The sequence below is a fragment of the Sphingomonas sp. genome, assembly GCF_039594485.1.
Lineage (GTDB): Bacteria > Pseudomonadota > Alphaproteobacteria > Sphingomonadales > Sphingomonadaceae > Sphingomonas.
On sequence record NZ_JBCNNI010000003.1, the window covers coordinates 47766 to 68602 of the forward strand.

General features: G+C 65.9%; 1 protein-coding gene. It reads left to right on the forward strand.

Features of this window, described 5'->3' with window-relative positions:
* The first annotated feature begins 33 nt into the window (after positions 1-33).
* Positions 34-20382: a cadherin domain-containing protein gene (locus tag ABDV78_RS01980; RefSeq protein WP_343525506.1), complete on the forward strand. Its 20349-nt coding sequence runs from the start codon at positions 34-36 to the stop codon at positions 20380-20382.
* Positions 20383-20837: the final 455 nt, after the last annotated feature.

The following is a 20837-nucleotide window of genomic DNA, read 5'->3' on the forward strand; positions in this document are numbered from 1 at the left end:
GCTCCATACACTCGATCGACTTGGCGGTTCACGATGGATCAGACGAACAAGGCGGGGCGTGGCGGCGGTCGTAATCCGATCGCGAACCACGAAGCATCCGAAGCACCGGCGTCGAACGCCAGTGGCGCGATGACGCCGAGCGACATCACGTCGCTGGGCGCCCTGAAAGTCGTGCAGATGGGGCAGGATGGAAAGGCGGTGATGGGAATCCCCTATGCGCCTTTCACGGCGCAGATCGCCGACGTCGATCTCATCCTGGTATTTCCTGATGGCAGCCGGATCGTCATTCCCGGCATGGCGCTGGCCTCTTTCTCGGGGCAGGCGGCGACGCTGATCTTCAACGACAAGTCGGTCACGTCGAGCGAGGTGATCAATACGGTCGGCCAGATCAACGAGAAAAGCGCGCTCATCAAGTTCAACCTCTCGTCCGAGGCACCTGACGATCAGGCGGCGAAGCCGCGCAAAGCCGCCGTCACGGACCAGGAGCAGCAATCCCAGGTCCAGCCGCAGGAGTCGACGCAGACCCAGCAGGTCGAGATCCAGAAGCAGCAGGATCAGCACAAGTCGGACGAGGACCGTCAGCGGCTGACGCAGAAGATCAACGACACCCCCGCTTCGCCCGCGCCGCCGCCCAGCAGCGGCAGCCCGGGGGCGGCTTCGACGGTGAAGGATGCCACTGACAAGGGCAGCGGCGTGGGCCTGGGCAAGCTCGTTCCCACCCTGACCTTCACCCTGTACAATCAGGAAGGCGTAAAGACGACGTCGGAGGGCAGTGCGAACCATATCACCGGGTCGACGGGCGCCGCGGGTTCGTCGACGGACAAGTCCTATGCGGCGCAATCCGCGCGGGAGGTGGTTTCGGGAACCGGCAGCGACGACGTGATCGTGGTGGATAGCACCGCGCAGGCGCCGTCGGGCACGAGTTCGCGCACCTTGCACGTCGAGGCGATGGTGCCGGCGGGGAAGCTGGCGCTGCAGCAGGTCCTCGTTCCGACCTTGCCGGACGGTTATTCGGTGCAGAACGCGACGAAGACCGACAAGGGCTGGGTCATCTCGATCGATCAGGGCAATATCAAGCTTGTCACCTCCGGCGTGGATGCCGCGGGGGCGCCCGTCACCTATCCGGCGACGGAAACGCATTTCACCTTCGATATTCAGTTGACCTATGTTCTGCCCAAACTGGGCACGGCGGCCGCGTCCAGCGGTTTCCAGAACGAATTCTTCCTGCCGGTCGCGCTGGGCCTGTCCACGGGCGGCCCCGACTATACCTATGCGGTCGACGTTTCGACGCATTTCGGCATTCATGTGGTGACCAGCGAAGCGGACATGACGGCGGTCGAGTCCGTCACCGGCTCGCCGATCTATGTGCTGTTCTCCAACCCTCCGGGCAATATCGTCAACGCCGGTGACGGAAATGACCTGGTCATCGCGGGCGCGGGCGCGGATCAGATCGACGGTGGAGGCGGTACCGACACGGTCAGCTATACCATGTCCAATGCCGCCGTGACGGTCGACCTGAAGGCGGGCGCCGGCAAGGGAGGTTATGCCGAGGGCGACACCTATGCTTCGGTGGAGAATGTCATCGGCTCGGCGTTCGACGACACGCTGGTCGGCAATGATTCCGACAACGTCCTGAAGGGCGGCGCGGGGGCGGACAAGATCGACGGCGGTGGCGGCATCGACACCGTGTCCTATGCCGATGCCTTCGCCAACGAGAAGACGCCGCCCGCCGACAAGACCAAGGGGGTGGAAATCCATCTCGACGGCACCACCAGCCATGGCGGCGATGCCGAGGGCGATACGATCGTCAATGTCGAGCATGTCATCGGTTCGGATCGCAACGACGCGCTCTACGGCGCGGCGGCAAGCGAGACGCTGGAGGGCGGCAAGGGTGACGACCTGCTGGTCGGCGGCGGCGGTGCCGATACGCTGGTCGGCGGCGACGGCATCGATACCGCGAGCTATGCCACCTCGGGCGCGGGGGTGACGGCCTATCTGGACGGTACGCCGGGCAAGGGCGGTGACGCGGAAGGAGACAGGCTGTCCGGGATCGAGAACCTGGTCGGTTCCGCGTTCGACGACAATCTCTACGGTGACGCGGGCAACAATATCCTGACCGGCGGGGCCGGGGCCGACCATGTCGATGGCGGCGCTGGGGTCGACACCGTCAGTTTCGCCGACAGCAAGGTCGGCGTGACCGTCTATCTCGACGGCCGGGTCAGCCATGGCGGCGACGCCGAGGGGGATAGCTATGCCAATATCGAGATCCTCCTCGGCTCGGACCTGAACGACCGGCTGGTCGGCGATGCGGCCGACAACATGCTGACTGGCGGCAAGGGCGACGATATTCTGGAAGGCGGTGCCGGTGCCGATACGCTGACTGGCGGCGATGGTTTCGATATCGCCAGCTATGCCGGTGCGGCGTCTGGCGTACAGGCGGCGCTCAACGGATCGGCGATGACCGGGGATGCGGCGGGCGACACCTTTGTGTCGATCGAAGGGCTCGAAGGGTCCGCCTTTGACGACGTGCTGACCGGCGACGACAATGCGAACACCCTGAGCGGTGGCGCGGGAAATGACATTCTTGTCGGTGCGGGTGGCGCGGATGCGCTGGATGGTGGCGATGGCGTGGATACCGCCGACTATAGCGGTTCGCGCGCGGCGGTGACGGTCTATCTCGACGGAACGGTGGGCGCGGGTGGCGACGCCGAGGGCGACACGCTGCGCAATGTCGAGAATATCGTGGGTTCCGCCTTTGACGATATTCTGAACGGTGACGCGGGCGCGAACCGCCTGAGCGGTGGTGCGGGGAACGATGTGCTGGCGGGCGGCGCGGGCGCCGACATGCTCGACGGCGGCACGGGTCACGATATCGCGGACTATTCCAAGAGCGCGGCCGGCGTACAGGTCTCGCTCGATGGATCGGTTTCCCATGGCGGCGACGCCGAGGGGGATAGGCTGATCGCTATCGAGGAAGTGCACGGCTCCGCTTTCAATGACGTGTTGAAGGGCAGCGACGGCGCCGATGTGCTGGCGGGCGGAGCCGGCGACGACACGTTGGACGGCGGGCGGGGCGCCGACGTGCTGGACGGTGGCGATGGCTTCGACACCGCCGATTATTCGAGCGCTTCGGCTGGCGTGAACGTTTATCTGGACGGCCGTGTCTCCACTGGCGAAGCGGCGGGCGACCAACTGATCAGCATCGAGCGCGTGCTGGGCAGCCAGTATGACGATCTGCTGGTCGGTAGCGCGGGGGCGAACGACCTGGCGGGCGGCGACGGCGACGACGTGCTGGTGGGGGGCGGTGGTGCCGACACGCTGGAAGGCGGGGCGGGTGAGGATATCGCCGATTATTCGGCCTCTACCGCCGGAGTGAACGTCAATCTGTCGACAGGCCTGGGACAGGGCGGTGACGCGGAGGGCGATCGCCTGAGCGGGATCGAGGACGTGATCGGGTCCGCGTTCGACGACGTTCTGACCGGCGACGATAATGACAATCGGTTCGTGGGCGGCGCGGGTGCCGACCGGATGGTCGGCGGCGGGGGCATCGACACGGCCGACTATTCCACCTCGCAGGTGGCCGTGTCCGTCTCGCTCGACGGCCGCGTCGGGCAGGGCGGCGATGCGCAGGGCGACACCTTGTCGGGTATCGAGAATCTGATCGGTTCCGACCTGAACGACCAACTGGGCGGCGATGGAGGCGCGAACACGCTGACCGGTGGCAAGGGCGACGACGTTCTGACCGGGCGCGGCGGGGCCGACCTGCTGATCGGCGGCGACGGCCTCGACACGGCGGATTATTCGGACTCCACGGCGGCTGTCGACATCGGACTGGACGGTAGCGCGAACCATGGCGGCGACGCCGAAGGTGACGTTTACGACGGTATCGAGGCATTGGTTGGCTCGGCCTGGAACGATCGCCTGCGTGGTTCGGACGGTGCGGACGTGCTGCACGGCGGCGGTGGCGACGATGTGCTGATGGGATCGCTCGGCGCGGATGTGATGGATGGCGGCGACGGTATCGACACCGCCGACTATCACGCATCGACGGCCGCGATCACCGTCGATCTTCAGGCGGGAACGGGCGCGGGCGGGCTGGCGGGCGGCGATACGCTGAACTCGATCGAGCACGTCATCGGTACGGATTTCAACGACACGCTGAAGGGCAGCGCCGCAGACGAGACGCTGGAAGGCGGCGCCGGTGACGACCTGCTCTCGGGCGGGGCGGGCGCCGACACGCTGGACGGTGGCGCGGGGACCGATACCGCCAGCTATGCGGATTCCAGCGCCGGTATCACGATTGCCATGGACGGCTCCGTCGGCAGCGGGGGCGATGCGCAGGGCGATCGACTGATCTCGATCGAGCATGTCGTCGGTTCCGCCTTCGACGATCGCATCATCGGCACGGCCGGGGCGGATGTGATCGATGGTGGCGCGGGGGCCGACGTGCTGATCGGCAATGACGGCGACGATGTCCTGTCGGGTGGCAGCGGTGACGATCGCCTGATCGGTGGTGCAGGCAGCGATACGCTGAACGGCGGCGAGGGCGATGATGACCTGATCGGTGGCGCGGGGGCCGACGTGCTGATCGGCGGCAGCGGAAGCGACACCGCCAATTATGCGACGTCCGCAGCGTCGGTGCAGGTCAACCTTGCGACGGGCACCGCCCATGGTGGCGACGCGGAAGGCGATACGCTCTCGGGGATCGAGAACCTGACCGGGTCGGCAGGCGACGATGTGCTGACCGGCGATGCCGGGGCCAATATCCTGACCGGCGGGGCTGGGGACGACCTGCTGATCGGCGGGGCGGGTGCGGATACGCTGGTCGGTGGCGATGGCATCGATACGGTCGACTATACCGCGTCGTCCACAGGCGTCGCGGTCGACCTGACGACCGGTTTTGCCCAATATGGCGATGCCGAGGGCGATCGCCTGAGCGGTATCGAGAATGTCATCGGCACGGCGTTCGGCGATCAACTGCGCGCGGGAGCATCGGGCAGCGTCCTGACCGGCGGCGCGGGCAATGACGTGCTGGTCGCGGGGGCCGGGGCCGATCGGTTGGATGGTGGCGATGGCATCGACACCGCCAGCTTCGCCAATTCCACCGCGGGCGTGATCGTCGACCTGAAGGCGGGCCGCGCGGATGGTGGCGACGCGACCGGCGATATGCTGACCAGTATCGAGAATCTGATCGGCTCGGCCGATGACGACGTGCTGACCGGTGGTGATGGCGGCACGGTCATCGACGGTGGCGCGGGCGACGACGTCGTGACGGGCGGCGCGGGCGCGGACGTCCTGATGGGCGGTTCGGGCGACGACATGCTGGCGGGCGGGGCCGGGGCCGATACGCTCCAGGGTGGTGCGGGCTTCGATACGGCCGACTATCGCGCATCGGGTGCGGGGGTGACGGTCGATCTGGCGGCGGGCACCGGCCGGGGCGGGGATGCCGAAGGCGATCGGCTGACCGGTATCGAGGCCGTGCTGGGCAGCGCGTATAGCGATGTGCTGACGGGCAATGCCGGGGCCAATACGCTTTCCGGCGGTGCGGGCGACGATGTGTTGATCGGCGGCGCTGGGGCAGACAGCCTGCAGGGCGGCGCAGGCTTCGACACGGCCGATTACAGCACGTCGAGCTCGGCGGTGACGATCAACCTGACGACCGGCATCAATACGGGTGGCGACGCACAGGGCGATGTGCTGGACAGCATCGAGCGCATCGTCGGGTCGACGTTCAATGACAATCTGACAGGGTCTGGCACGGCGGACACCTTGCAGGGTGGCGCGGGCGACGATGTGCTGACCGGCGGAGCGGGTGCGGACGTGCTCGACGGTGGCGATGGCAGCGATACCGCCAGCTATGCACAGTCGGCCGATGGCGTGCGGATCGACCTGAGGACCGGTGTCGGTCATGGCGGCGATGCCGAGGGCGATGTCCTGACCTCGATCGAGAATCTGGTCGGGTCCGACAATGACGACGTGCTGGTGGGCGACGCCGGGTCGAACACCCTGTCGGGCGGTGCGGGCAATGACCGGCTCGACGGCGGTGCCGGCAATGACGTGCTTCGCGGCGGCGCGGGCGACGATATCCTGGTGGGAGGTGCCGGTGCCGACAGCCTGCAGGGCGGCGACGGATTCGACACCGCGGACTATTCGGCCTCTGGAGCGGGTGTGTCGGTCGATCTGTCGTCGGGCACGGCGCAGGGTGGCGATGCGCAGGGTGATACCCTGTCCAGCATCGAAGCCGTGCTGGGCAGTGCCTATGACGACCTGCTGATCGGAACGTCCGGCGTCAACATGCTGTCGGGCGGAGCGGGTAACGACGTCATCCGCGGCGGCGCGGGCGCGGATGTGCTGGATGGCGGCGCGGGGACCGACACGCTGGACTATGCGACCTCCGCACAGGGGGTGAATGTCAATCTGGCGACCGGCGCGACAGCGGGCGGCGACGCGCAGGGCGACCAGATCAGCGGGTTCGAGAATGTCACTGGTTCCGCCTTTGCTGATCGGTTGACGGGCTCCGGCGGTGACAACGTCCTGACTGGCGGGGCGGGCGACGACGTACTTGCGGGGCTGGGCGGCGCGGACATTCTCGACGGCGGCGATGGCAGCGATACGGTGGATTACTCCACCTCGTCCGCAGGCGTGACGCTCGATCTCGCGGCCGGAATGGCCACGGGGGGCGATGCCACGGGCGACGTATTGGTGTCGATCGAGAATGCGATCGGGTCGACGCATGACGACGTGATCCGCGCGGCGGCGAACGGATCGGTCATCGCTGGCGGTGCCGGTGACGACGTGATCTACGCAGGGGCTGGCGCGGACACGATCGACGGTGGGGCCGGGATCGATCGCGTCGATTATTTCGCTTCCCGCGCGGGTGTGACCGTCAACTTGGCAACCGGAACGGGCGCCGGAGGCGACGCGACGGGTGATCGTATTTCTGGCATCGAGGATATCATCGGTTCCGCCTTTGCCGATCGGCTGACCGGCGATGCGGGGGCCAATCATCTGGTGGGTGGCGCGGGCGACGACGTGCTGGTGGGCGGCGCGGGCGCCGATACGCTGGACGGCGGGGCCGGTTTCGACACGATCGACTACAGCGCCTCGACGCAGGGCGTGACGCTGGATTTCGCGAGCGGCACGGGACAGGGCGGCGATGCGGAGGGCGACAGCTTTTCCGGGATCGAGGCGGCGACCGGCAGCAACCAGGGCGACGTGTTCGTCGGCGATGCCGATGCGCACGCCCTGTCCGGCCAGGGTGGCGACGATCGGCTGGTGGCGGGTGCGGGGGCGGAAAGCTTCGACGGCGGCTCGGGCAACGACACGGTCGATTATTCGCGCTCCACCGCGGCGGTGACGGTGGACCTCTCGGCCGGTACGGCGAGCGGGGGCTATGCCGCAGGCGATGTGCTGCGTAGCGTCGAGGGAGTGGTCGGCAGCGGGTTCGACGACGTGTTGGTCGGCACGGCCGGGGCCAATATGCTGCTCGGCGGGGCCGGCAACGACGTTATCCGGGGCGGGGCCGGGGCGGACCAGCTCGATGGCGGCGACGGAACCGACACGCTCGACTATTCGACGTCGCAAAGCGGTGTGACGGTCAACCTGACGACCAACATGGCGAGCGGCGGCGACGCCACCGGCGATCAGATCGCGAATTTCGAGAATGTCATCGGTTCGGCCCTGGCCGATACGCTGACCGGCACCAGCGGCGCCAATGTCCTGACCGGCGGTGCGGGGGACGATGTGCTTACGGGCCTGGGCGGCGCCGATATGCTCGATGGCGGCGACGGCTTCGATACGGCGGACTACAGCGCCTCGACCGCCAGCGTGACGGTGGATCTGTCGACCGGCACCGGTGCCGGTGGCGATGCAGCCGGCGATCGTCTGGTTTCGATCGAGAAGGTGATCGGCTCCGCCTTCAACGACCGGCTGGTCGGCGGTAACGGTGCGGAGACGTTGCTCGGCGGCACGGGCGACGACGTCCTGGTCGGCAGCGACGGGGCGGACACGCTGTCGGGTGGCGACGGCAACGACACCGTGGATTATTCCGGGTCCGCCGCCGGGATCGTCATCGGTCTTGACGGATCGGTCGGGCAGGGCGGCTTTGCCGAAGGCGATGTCCTGCGGGATATCGAGAATGTGATCGGCACGGCGCAGGCCGATACGATCACCGGCAACGGTGCCGCGAACATGCTGACCGGCGGGGCTGGCAACGATACGCTCGATGGTGGCGCGGGAAATGACGTGCTGGACGGCGGCACGGGCGACGATGTGCTGCGTGGCGGCGCTGGGGCGGACGTACTGCGCGGCGGAGACGGTTTCGACACGATCGATTATTCGACCTCGGGCGCTGCGGTGACGATCGACCTGCAAAGCGGAGCCGCCAGTGGTGGTGACGCGACGGGGGATACGTTTTCCAGTATCGAGCGGGTGGTCGGCTCGGCCTATGACGACAGCTTGTCGGCGGCGGCGGCGGGATCGACGCTGGACGGCAATGCGGGCTCCGACGTGCTCCGGGGCAATACGGGCTCCGACGTGCTGCGTGGCGGCGAAGGGGACGATGTGCTGGTCGGCAGTGTCGGCGCGGACGTCATGGACGGCGGCAGCGGCGTCGATACGGCGGATTACTCGGCATCCTCGGGGGCGGTCACAATCGATCTGGCCGCCGGTACCGGACAGGGTGGTGATGCCGATGGCGACACGCTGATCTCGATTGAGCGGGTCATCGGTTCGGCGGGCAGCGACGCGCTGCTGGGCGACGGCAACGCCAACACGCTGATCGGTGGGGCGGGCGACGACCTGCTGGTCGGTGGCGCGGGCGCCGACGTGCTGGACGGCGGTTCGGGCAATGATACGGCGAGCTACGCGGCGTCGATGGCGGCGGTGAACGTCAACCTCACCAGCGGCTTCGGTATCGGCGGCGATGCACAGGGGGACACGCTGATCCGGGTCGAGAACCTGATCGGCTCGGCCATGGCCGACACGCTCACCGGCGATGCGGGTTCGAACCGGCTGATGGGTGGCGCGGGCGACGACGTTCTGGCGGGTCTGGGCGGGGCGGACGTGCTCGATGGCGGCATCGGGAACGACACCGTCGATTACAGCACATCGAGCACCGGGGTGACGGTCGATCTCCTCGCCGGGACGGCCCAGGGTGGCGACGCGCAGGGTGACACGCTGATCTCGATCGAGAATGTCATCGGTTCCGCTTATGGCGATGTGCTGACGGCGGCGGCGACGGGCAGCCGGCTGACCGCCGGTGCGGGCGATGACCGGCTGGTGGCGGGGGCGGGCGGCGACATGCTGGACGGCGGCAGCGGCTCGGACATCGCCGACTATTCGGGATCGACCGCCGGCGTGACGGTCAACCTGGCGACGGGCATGAACAGTGGTGGCTATGCGCAGGGTGACACGCTGGTATCGATCGAGCAATTGGTCGGGTCCGACTTCGCCGACATGCTGACCGGCGATGGCGGCGCCAACATGCTCGCTGGCGGTGCGGGCGACGACCTGCTGGAAGGTGGCGCGGGCGCGGACGTGCTGGATGGCGGTGCCGGCAACGATACCGCCAGCTATGCCAATGCGACGGCGGGCGTGACCGTCAGCCTCGCATCGGGCCAGGGCAGTGCGGGCGAGGCGACGGGCGATGTGCTGGTCGATATCGAGAACCTGACCGGATCGCGCTATGCCGACACGCTGACCGGCGACAATGGCGCCAACGTCCTGATGGGCGGGGCGGGCGACGACGTATTGGCGGGTCTGGGCGGCGCGGACGTGCTGGACGGCGGCACCGGCACCAATACGGCGAATTATTCGGCGTCGGCGGCGGGCGTGCAGGTCAACCTGTCATCCGGGACAGTCAGTGCCAGCCAACTGACGGGCGGCGCGATCCTGGCAGGCACGGGACAGGGCGGCGACGCGCAGGGCGACACGCTACGCAACATCCAGAACGTCATCGGCACGGCGTTCAACGACTATCTGATCGCTGGTGCGTCGGGTGGCCGTTTGTCCGGCGGCTCGGGCGACGACCGACTGATGGCCGGCGCGGGTGCGGATGTGCTGGATGGCGGCGCGGGCAACGATGTCGCGAACTATTCGCTTTCGACCGCGGGGGTCGTGATCGATCTCTCGCTCGGCATCGCGAGCGGCGGCTATGCGACGGGCGACACGCTGCTCTCGATCGAGAATCTTGACGGCACCAAATATGCCGACACACTGTCCGGCACCTCCGGCGTCAACACGATCATCGGTGGCGCGGGCGACGACGTGATCGAGGGGCTGGGCGGCGCGGACACGCTGGATGGCGGCGATGGTATCGATACCGTGTCCTATGCGCGCTCAGGGCTTGGCGTCACCATCGACCTGGGCCTGGCGACGGCGCAGAATTCTGCGGGCGATGCGTCCGGCGATATCCTGAGCGGGTTCGAGAAGGTGCTCGGTTCGGCTTATGCCGACCGGCTGACGGCGGCTGCGGCAGGCAGCACGCTGATGGGCGGTGCGGGCAACGATATGCTGGTCGCGGGCGCCGGAGCCGATGTGATCGACGGCGGCGCGGACAATGATACCGTCGACTATTCCAACTCGACGGCGGGCATCGCGGTCGATCTGGCGGCGCAGACGGCCTCGGGCGGCGATGCGCAGGGCGACGTCATCACCAATGTCGAGAATATCATCGGCACCGGCTATGCCGATACGCTGACGGGCGATGGCGGTGCCAATATCCTGCGCGGTGGTGCGGGCGATGACGCGCTGGCCGGCCTGGGTGGTGCGGACCTGCTCGATGGCGGCGACGGCAACGATATGGCGGACTACAGCGCCTCGACCAATGGTGTCACGGTCAACCTGACCGCCGGAACGGGGGCGGGTGGTGACGCCGAGGGCGACACGCTGATCTCGATCGAGAATGTCACTGGCGGCAGCGGCAACGACGTGCTGACCGGCACGTCGGGCGTCAACATCCTTCGCGGCGGTGCGGGCAATGACGTGCTGGCCGGGCTGGGCGGTGCGGACGTGCTCGATGGTGGCGCGGGCAGCAACACCGTCGACTATGGCGCGTCGGGTTCCGCGGTCTATGTCACGCTGGGCAATCTTCGGCTTGGTACGCCGTTGGGGCTGGTCACCAGTGCGGTGGCGCGTGGCGGCGATGCCGAAGGCGATACGCTGACCAACATCCAGAACCTGATCGGTTCTGCCTATAATGACATTCTGGCCGCGTCACTGGGCGGCGGCAAGCTGCAGGGCGGCGGCGGCGACGACATTCTGGTCGCCAATGCGGGCGCCGACGCGATGGACGGCGGGGCTGGCAATGATCTGGTCCATTATGGCTACAGCACTGGCGGCGTGACGGTGAACCTGTCGACCGGAGTCGGCAGCGGCGGGTTCGCACAGGGCGACACCTATGTCGCGATCGAGCGTGTGCTCGGGTCGAGCTGGAACGACGTCCTGACGGGCGATTCCGGCGTCAACCAGCTCCAGGGCGCGGCGGGCAGCGACATCATCGAAGGGATGGGCGGCGCGGATACGCTGGATGGCGGCGATGGCGTCGACACCGTGTCCTATGCCAGTTCGGCGCAGGGCGTCACGGTCAACCTGAACCTGACCACCGCGCAGGTGTCGGCCGGGGACGCATCGGGTGATATCCTGAGCAATTTCGAGAATATCCGCGGTTCGGCGCAGAACGACGTCTTGACCGGTGATGCGGGCGTGAACACGCTGACCGGCGGCGCCGGCGACGACGTGCTGGAGGGTGGCGCCGGGGCCGATACGCTGGACGGCGGCGCGGGTGCCGATACGGCGAGCTATGCCGGGTCCAGCGCGGGCGTGACCGTCGACCTGCGGGTGACGACGGCGCAGGCCTCCACCGGCGATGCGTCGGGTGACGTGTTGATCGGGATCGAGAACCTGACGGGCTCGGCGTTCGACGATATCCTGACCGGCGATGGCGGCAACAATGTCCTGCGCGGCGGCGCGGGGGCCGACACGCTGGTCGGTCTGGGGGGCGCGGATACGATCGATGGTGGCGACGGGGTCGACACGATCACCTATACCGCCTCGCTGGCGGGGGTCACCGTCAACCTGACGACCAACGTCAATCTGGGCGGTGACGCACAAGGGGACGTGATCCAGAATATCGAGAATGTCACGGGTTCTGCCTATGACGACACGCTGACCGGCGACGCCAATGCCAATGTCCTGCTGGGCGGCGACGGCAATGACGTGCTGGCGGGGCTGGGTGGCGCGGATACGCTGGACGGCGGCGCGGGCAGCAACACGGCCGATTATTCGGCGTCGAGTGCTGCGATCACCGTCAACCTGAGTTCGCGCAACACTTCCCTGGCCAATGCCGGTCAGGGTGTCGGCGGCGATGCGGATGGTGACACGCTGATCAACATCCAGAATATCATCGGTTCGGCGTTCAACGATTATCTCTACGCCAATGATGCCGGTGGTGTGCTGACCGGCGGTGCGGGCGACGATGTCTTCGTTGCCGGTGCGGGGCGCGACGTCTTCAACGGCGGCACCGGAAGCGATATGGTTTCCTATAACTGGTCGAATGCTGCCGTTACCGTCAACCTGACGACCGGCGCTGCATCGGGCGGTTATGCCGCGGGCGACACGTTCAACGGGATCGAGAGCCTGCAGGGCTCGGCCTATAACGACACGCTGACCGGCGACGCCAACAGCAATGCGATCAGCGGCGGCACCGGCAACGACGTCATCGACGGAGCGGCGGGTGACGACATCCTTGATGGCGGCGACGGTACGGACACGCTGAGCTATGCCAGCGCGACCAGCGGTGTGCGGGTGGTCGCGAACTCCAATGGGTGGGTGAACAATGTCTGGCAGTATCTGCCGTACAACACCGTCGGAGCCGGCACGGACATCACGAGCAATTTCGAGATCCTGATCGGTTCCAATTACAGCGACATTCTGAAGGGGGGGCGGGGCCTCTATACGTTCCAGGCCGGTGCGGGCAACGACCTCATCTTCGGTAACAGCAATTCAGGTCTGATCGACGGTGGCACGGGTATCGATACGCTGACCTATATCGAGACAAATTCCTGGGGTGGGGTGACGGTCGATCTTGGCGTCAACGGCAATGCGGCGACCAAGGCATCGGGCGGCTGGGCCAACAACGACCAGATCGTGAATGTCGAAAACCTGACGGGCTCCAACTATTCCGATTATCTGGCCGGTGACAGTGGAGTCAATGCGCTCGACGGCGCGGCGGGTGACGATACGGTGGTCGGCGGCGACGGCAATGACGTGCTGTATGGCGGCGACGGGGACGATATCCTGATCGGCGGCGCGGGTGCGGATGCGCTGATCGGTGGCCGCGGCACCGACACGGCGAGCTGGGCTGGCGCTACTGCGGGCGTGAACGCGAACCTTTCGACCGGCATCGCCTTTGGCGGTGATGCTGGTACACTCGGCACGGCGACCCGTTATGCCAATGCCAGCCTGATCGCTGGATGGAGCTTTTCGGAAGGATCGGGCAGCACCGCCACCGCGATCAGCGGGACGCAGACCATCGCGCTGAACAACGCCAGTTGGGTTGCGGACGATCATGGCGGCAAGGCACTCGACTTCGCGGGAACTGGCACCAGCAACGCGAAAGTTGGTGCGCTGACCTTCGGCGATAGCTTCACGATCGCCACAAAGGTCTATTTCGATCGGGCTGCCGGCGCGAACGAGGGCCTGTTTCGCTTCGGGATGAGCAGCAATACCGATGGTCAGGGGGCGGGGCAGATCTTTGCGAGCCGGAATGCCGCCGGTGCTCTGTATTTCGAAATCCGTGACAGTGTGACGGGCGTCAACTTCGGGACAACGTCGGCCGCAGGAATTACAGCGGCAGGCAGTTGGTACGACGTGGCAGTCACCTATCAGGCGGGTCGCATGACGATCTATCTGAACGGCGATGTCGTTGCGACCGCAGACAACAATGTCAGGCTGACGACTTCCACCTATGTCGACAACTATATCGGTCGGGACTATTCGAGCTCTCGCCCTCTCGATGGCAAGGTGGACGACTTCGCCGTCTTCAATTCCGCGCTGACCCAGGCCGAAATCCAGCAGCTTGCGACCCAGGCCAAGGGGCTGGAGGGCTCCGGTCTGGTGACCGATACGCTGTCGGGGATCGAGAACCTGACCGGCACCGATTATGCCGACACGCTGACCGGCGATCGCGGCGACAACACGCTGAACGGCGGCCTCGGGAACGACATATTGACCGGCGGCGCGGGCGATGACGTGCTGATCGGTGGGGCCGGTGCGGACGCGCTCGATGGCGGAGCGGGGACGGATACCGCATCCTATGCCGGATCGACCGCACCCGTCACCGTCAACCTTGCCACGGGTGGCGCTTCAGGCGGCGATGCGCAGGGCGACACGCTCACCAGTATCGAGAATGTGACGGGGTCGGTCGGCGACGATACGCTGACCGGTGATGGCACCGAAAATGTCCTGACCGGTGGGCTGGGCAATGACACGATCGTGGGCGGGGATGGCAACGATGCCATTTATGGCGACGGGGCGACCTCTGCTGATCTACGGAACCTGATCACCTTTGGGAGCCCGGCCAATCTGTTGGTGAACGGTGGTTTCGAGGCCTATACTGGCGCGGCGCGCAATGCCAGTTCGTCCTTTACGGCTAATGCTGCGACGGGCTGGAGCAGTCCGACCGGAAGGATCGATATATTCAGCAACTATACCAACTCCGACGGGACGCCGCAGAACCAGGCGGTGCGCCTTCAGTCAGGCCAAGTCGCTGACGTTTGGCAGAACGTCACGACGACCGCCGGTGAAACCTACATCCTGAAGTTCGATCTGGGAAACTGGAACGGAGGCTCCGCCGGATCGGTCAATGTGCTGTTCAACGGCGCGATCATCGATACGATCAATTCCACCGTGGCCGCCAATGGCTGGCAGAGCTTCGCCTATCTCGTCACCGGTACGGGGGCGCGCGACAAGATCGAATTTACCACCAATGGTAACGGCGTATTGGTGGACAAGGTCGTTTTCGCCGACGCGGGCGGCAACGACACGCTGTCGGGCGGCGGCGGCGACGACGTCATCGATGGCGGGTTCGGCAACGACCGGATCGATGGCGGCGATGGGGACGACTCGATCATCGGCGGCACCGGCAATGACACGATCGACGGTGGGGCGGGCGACGATCGCCTGTATGGAGACTCGCCGGCACTGACATCACTTGGGCCGGTCGAGACGTTCGAAGGCGGCCTCGATGGCTGGACCGGCACGACGGTCACTGCTGCGGCGGATGGTAGTGGCAATTATCTCGGGCCGCTGGGCGGATCGGGTAACAATGCAATCGTTACCGAACAGATTTCGAAGACCTTCGCGATCAATAGCGGCGGTGCTCAACAGGTAACGCTGACCTTCGATGTGCTTCGGATCGACTCGCTCGACGCAGGGGACAATCTCTCGGTCTATGTCAACGGCAAGGTCGTCGCGACGATCACGCCGATGGCCACGGTGTTGACCAATGCGGGGGTGACCGCGACGTTGAGCGCCGGCGCGACCACGCGGATCTACTCCGCCGGCTGGGGCGGCGACGCAGTCAACGATACGGTCTACCATTTGACGGTGAATGCGCCGATCGCGGCGGGTGATACGTCCGTCCGCATCGGTTTCGGCAGCAACGCCAATTCTCCCATCAGTGATGAAAGCTGGGGCCTCGACAACATCCTCGTGCAGGTTGGCGGAGCCGGAGCCGCCAACGTGGCCGGCGGCGACGATATCATTCGTGGCGGTGCGGGCGACGACGTCATCGACGGCGGCGGCGGTATCGATACGGCGGTCTATTCAGGCAATCGTTCCGCTTATACGGTCACCTATTCGAGCACGACACAGACCTATACGATCGACGGGCCGGACGGACACGACACCGTCACGACGGTCGAGAAATTCCGGTTCGACGACGGCACCTTGAGCGCGGCGCGGCTGGTCGCGGGGATGACGATCACGCCGACCGGCAGCATCGCGGAGAACAGCGCCGCCGGCACCGTCGCCGCGACGCTGGCGATGGCGGACGGCAGCGGCGCGACCTACGCGATCACGGGCGGGACCAATGCGGCGTCCTTCACCCTATCCGGCAATACGATCATCCTCGCCAACGGAGCGTCGCTCGATTATGAAGCGGGGGCGACCCGCAGCGTACAGGTCACTGCGACCGATGCGGACGGATCGACCCATATCCAGACGGTGACCATCAATGTCACCAACGTTAACGAGCCGCCCGTCATCACGTCGCCAGCGGGCTTCTCGACCGCGGAGAACGGAACGGCGGTCGGAACGCTGACGGCCACCGATCCAGATGCGGGCACGACGCTGCACTGGTCGATCGCGGGCGGTGCGGATGCCAATCTCTTCACGATCAACCCGAATACCGGAGCACTGACCTTCCGCAGCACAACCGATTTCGAGACGCCGCGCGATGCGGGGGGCGATAATGTCTATAACCTGACGGTTTCGGCGAGCGACGGCACTAACGTGACGACACAGAACCTTGCGGTCACCGTCACCAACGTCAACGAAGCGCCGTCGCTGACACTGAACGGTGTCGGCACGGTGAAGGAGAACGAGGTTGCCGCGACGGTGGCGACCTTCGTGGCGGGCGACCCGGATGCGGGCGATACGCTCACCTATGCGCTGGGCGGTGCGGACGCGGCGCTGTTCGTCGTCGATGGCAGCAGCGTGCGACTGAAGGACGGGGTCAGCCTGAACTATGAGCAGGCGGCGACGCGCAGCCTGACGCTGACCGTGACGGACTCGCACGGCCTGTCGCAGACGAAGGCGCTCACCTTCAATGTCGGCGACGTGAACGAAGCCCCGGTGTTCGACACGCCGACGGCGGTGTCGGTGGCGGAGAACGGCACGGCGGTTCAGCTGGCGCATGCCAGCGACCCGGATGCGGGCGCGGTGGTCACCTATTCGCTTGGCGGCACCGATGCGGCCCTGTTCGCGATCGACGCCCAGAGCGGCGCGATCACCTTCCGCGCCACGCCCGACTTCGAGGCACCACAGGATGCGGGGGGCAACAATGTCTATAACCTGACTGTTTCGGCGAGCGACGGCACCAACGTCACGACGCAGAACCTTGCGGTCACCGTCACCAACGTCAACGAAGCGCCGTCGCTGACACTGAACGGTGTCGGCACGGTGATGGAGAACGAGGTTGCCGCGACGGTGGCGACCTTCGTGGCGGGCGACCCGGATGCGGGCGATACGCTCACCTATGCGCTGGGCGGTGCGGACGCGGGGCTGTTCGTCGTCGATGGCAGCAGCGTGCGACTGAAGGACGGGGTCAGCCTGAACTATGAGCAGGCGGCGACGCGTAGCCTGACGCTGACCGTGACGGACTCGCACGGCCTGTCGCAGACGAAGACGCTGACCTTCAACATCGGCGACGTGAACGAAGCCCCGGTGTTCGACACGCCGACGGCGGTGTCGGTGGCGGAGAACGGCACGGCGGTTCAGGTGGCGCATGCCAGCGACCCGGATGCGGGCGCGGTGGTCACCTATTCGCTGGGCGGGACCGATGCGGCCCTGTTCGCGATCGACGCCCAGAGCGGCGCGATCACCTTCCGCGCCACGCCCGACTTCGAGGCACCACAGGATGCGGGGGGCGACAATGTCTATAACCTGACGGTTTCGGCGAGCGACGGCACCAACGTCACGACGCAGAACCTGGCGGTCACGGTCACCAATGTGAACGAAGCGCCGCAAATCACCTCGGCGACGGCGGCCATTGTGGTCGAAGGCTCGACGGCGGTCGCGACCTTGGCTGGTACCGACCCGGAGGGACAGGCGCTGCGCTATGGCCTGTCGGGCACGGACTCTGCACGGTTCGCGATCGATCCGACAACGGGTGTGTTGCGATTTATCGCCGCGCCCAGTTTCGATAACCCGACCGACGCGGGCGGCGACAATCGCTATGACGTCGTCGTTTCGGCCAGTGATGGCACCAACGTCACCTCGCAGGCGATGACGATCGACGTGGTGCGTGATCAGCGGCCACCGACGATCACCTCGCCAGCCACGTTCACGATTGCCGAGAACGAAACCAGTGTCGCGACGGCCACCGCGACCGACCCCAATGCTGGCGATACGATCAGTTGGTCGATCGCCGGGGGAGCGGATGCCGCGCGGTTCGTGATCGACAGCGGCACGGGCGCCCTGATCTTCGTCGCGGCGCCGGATTACGACGCGCCCGCCGACGCGAACGGCGACAATGGCTATCAGCTCGTGCTGAGAGCGACCGACCAGACCGGGCTCTTCAGCGACAAGGCGGTCACCGTGACCGTGACCGACGTCAATGAGGCGCCGGCCTTCGTGACGGGCACGGCGCTCAGCGTGCCGGAAAACAGCACGGCGGTCGGGACGATCCTCGCCGTCGATCCAGAGCATAGCGCGGTCCGCTATTCGATCGTCAGCGGCGGGGACGCCGCCCTGTTCACGATCGACAGCCGGACGGGTGCCCTGTCCCTCGTTTCGCCGAAGGACTATGAAGCGGTCGGGGCGGCGCATTATCAGGTCACCATCGCGGCGTCCGACGGCACGCTGAGCGCGACGCAGACCTTCGACGTGGCGATCACCGACGTCAACGAAGCGCCGGTTCTGGCCTCGACCGCCACCGTGACCATCGCCGAAAACCAGACGGCGGTGACGACGATCGTCGCGCAGGATCCCGACGCGGGCGCGCAGATCGTTTATGCGATCGCCGGTGGCGCGGATGCCAATGCCTTCTCGATCGACTCCCGTACCGGCGCGCTCAGCTTTCGAAGCGCTCCCGATTACGAGTCGGGCCAGCATAGCTATCAGGTGCAGGTGCTCGCATCCGACGGCTCGCTCGCGACGACGCAGACCTTGACGGTGAACGTCACCGACGTCGACGAACCGCCCGTGATCACCTCGCCGAACAGCGTGAGCGTGGCGGAGAACAGTAGGACGGTGATGACGGTCGAGGCCCGTGATCCCGAGGGGCACGCGCTGCAATATTCCATCACGGGCGGGGCGGATGCGGCACTGTTCTCGATCTCGTCCGCAGGCATCCTTTCGTACAAGACTGCACCGGACTATGAAACCGGCAGCCGTCTGAACGAAGTGCAGGTGTCGGTGTCGGATGGCACGTCGAGCACCAGTCAGATGATCCATGTCGCCGTGACCGACGTCAACGAGGCACCGGTCATCACGTCCGGCGATTTCACGATCAACGAGAACCAGACCGCGGTCGGCACGATCCAGGCCCGCGATCCAGAGGGTGTGGACGTGATCTATGCGATCGCCGGGGGGGATGATGGCGGGTTGTTCAACGTGGATTCCGTCACGGGGGCGCTCAGTTTCCGTAACGCCCCCGATTTCGAGGCGCCTCGCGATGCGGATGCCAACAACGTCTATAACGTCGATATCCTGGTATCCGACGGTACGCTGGTCACGATCCAGCATGCCCATGTCACCGTGCAGGACGTGCAGGGTGAAGTGGTGGTCGGTACGAGCGGTGACGATGTCCTGAATGGTGGCATCGGCGATGACAGCCTTTCGGGTCTGGGCGGAAGCGATATCCTGGTCGGCGGTCCTGGCGCGGACAGGCTGGACGGCGGCGAGGGCAGTGACCAGGTGGATTATACCCGGTCGTCCGCTGGCGTGACGGTCTATCTTGACGGAACCGCGGGTGTCGGCGGCGATGCACAGGGTGACGTGCTCACCGGGATCGAGAATATCAACGGATCGCTTCACGACGACGTCCTGGTGGGCGATAGCGGCAGCAACCTGCTTGATGCCGGGCCCGGTAACGACGTCTTGATCGGTCATGGCGGCGGCGACACACTGATCGGCGGCGATGGTACGGATACCGTCAGTTACGCCGATGCCGCGTCTGGTATCGTCATGATGCTCGGCATGGGGCCGGGCCAGGGTTCCGGTCCGGTTGTGGCCGGCAATGCCGCCAGTGGAGATATGTTGAACGGCATCGAGCGGGTGATCGGGACGGATTATGACGATCAGTTCGTCCTCAGCCTCTCGGGCGGAATTTCGATCGATGGTGGAGCGGGGAACGACATGGTGACGCTTGCGCCTGGAAGCGGTTCCGTGTCGGACACCGATCTGACGTCGGTGCTGAGCCATGTCGAAGAGATATCGTTCACGCGGAACAATGTTCAGGCCAACTTCACCGTGGACGCGGATTTCATCCGTTCGCTGGCTGGCGCGGGCGACAATTCCCATCTGACGTTACATATGGACGGGGACGACAACGTGACGATCGCTACGGGTGCAAACATGGTCCAGAACGGTAATGACTATACCTTTTATAGCGATAGCTCGTTGCAGCATCAGGTCGCATCCTTGACCCTTGCGGGATGATGCGCGCAAACATTGTCATATTGGTCCGCCGAACCTCCGGCAATGATCGGGATCGTACGCTCCTGGTCGTTGATGACGTGCCGAACCGAACGAGGTGCCCGATCAGGGGCTGGCCGGCGTGACGCCGGAGCCGCCCTGGCGCAGGGCGGCCCGCTGGACGCGCTGAAGAAGGGGATGGCCTTGACGCGGAGATGGTGCCGGTAGTGCGCGGAACGGTTATCGCCGTAAGGCGATAACCACCGATCCCGACAAGCTGGCCTTCATCGGTGAAACCTCCGCCCTCGCCGGGCTGGTTCTGGAGGTCGACAAACATGGCCTGCCGGAATTCCCTTTGGCCACAGGAAGACCACCAGCCTTTGAACGCCGATCCAGGATCGGTGCTTGTCTGAATCATGAACCTCGCGTCCTTGGGCGGCTGGGATGTTCGCGTCATGGCAGGTGTCGCAAATCTTCAC

Bases quoted from the DNA above. Each gene is read 5' to 3' on its own strand.
- ABDV78_RS01980 (WP_343525506.1), top strand. From the start codon at position 34: ATGGATCAGACGAACAAGGCGGGGCGTGGCGGCGGTCGTAATCCGATC.